The sequence below is a fragment of the Mesorhizobium sp. WSM4813 genome (assembly GCF_055811555.1).
In genome coordinates, this window is record NZ_JBVVQU010000141.1 from 1 (window position 1) to 1177 (window position 1177).

A 1177-nucleotide genomic window follows, 5' to 3' on the forward strand; every position below is an offset into this window, starting at 1 on the left:
ATTACTCTTTGATGGTGACGACGATGCCGGCACCGACGGTGCGGCCGCCTTCACGGATGGCGAAGCGCAGCTTCTCTTCCATGGCGATCGGCACGATCAGCTCGACATCGACGGTGATGTTGTCGCCCGGCATCACCATCTCGGTGCCTTCCGGCAGCGACACGATGCCGGTCACGTCGGTGGTGCGGAAATAGAACTGCGGACGGTAGTTGGTGAAGAACGGCGTGTGACGGCCACCTTCGTCCTTGGTCAGGATGTAGGCTTCGGCGACGAACTTCTTGTGCGGCTTGACCGTACCCGGCTTGGCCAGAACCTGGCCGCGCTCGACACCTTCACGGTCAACACCGCGCAGCAGCGCGCCGATGTTGTCGCCGGCCTGGCCCTGGTCGAGCAGCTTGCGGAACATCTCGACGCCGGTGCAGGTCGTCTTGGTCGTCGGACGGATGCCGATGATCTCCAGCTCCTCGCCGACCTTGACCACGCCACGCTCGACGCGGCCGGTCACAACCGTGCCGCGGCCCGAGATCGAGAACACGTCCTCGATCGGCATCAGGAACGGCTTGTCGAGCGGACGAACCGGCGTCGGGATGTAGTCGTCGACCGCAGCCATCAATTCGCGGATCGAATCCTCGCCGATCTTCTTGTCGGTGTCTTCCAAAGCGGCAAGTGCCGAACCCTTGACGATCGGAATGTCGTCGCCGGGGAACTCGTTCTTGGTCAGGAGCTCACGCACCTCGAGCTCGACCAGTTCGAGCAGCTCGGCGTCGTCGACCTGGTCGACCTTGTTCAAAAACACCACGATCGACGGCACGCCGACCTGACGGGCCAGCAGGATGTGCTCGCGGGTCTGCGGCATCGGGCCATCTGCGGCCGACACAACCAGGATCGCGCCGTCCATCTGCGCGGCACCGGTGATCATGTTCTTCACATAGTCGGCGTGGCCGGGGCAGTCGACATGGGCGTAGTGGCGGTTGGCCGTCTCGTATTCGACATGCGCCGTCGAGATGGTGATGCCGCGCGCCTTCTCTTCGGGCGCCGCATCGATCTGGTCGTAGCGCTTGTATTCGCCAAAATACTTGGTGATCGCCGCCGTCAGCGACGTCTTGCCATGATCGACATGGCCAATCGTGCCGATGTTCACATGAGGCTTTGTACGCTCGAATTTACCTTTTGCCAT

General features: G+C 62.3%; 1 protein-coding gene. It reads right to left on the bottom strand.

Annotated elements, in window-relative coordinates:
• Nucleotide 1 precedes the first annotated feature (1 nt).
• Complete coding sequence (gene tuf, locus AC0L25_RS32385) at nucleotides 2–1177, bottom strand: elongation factor Tu (protein ID WP_473599178.1); 1176 nt, start codon at nucleotides 1175–1177, stop codon at nucleotides 2–4.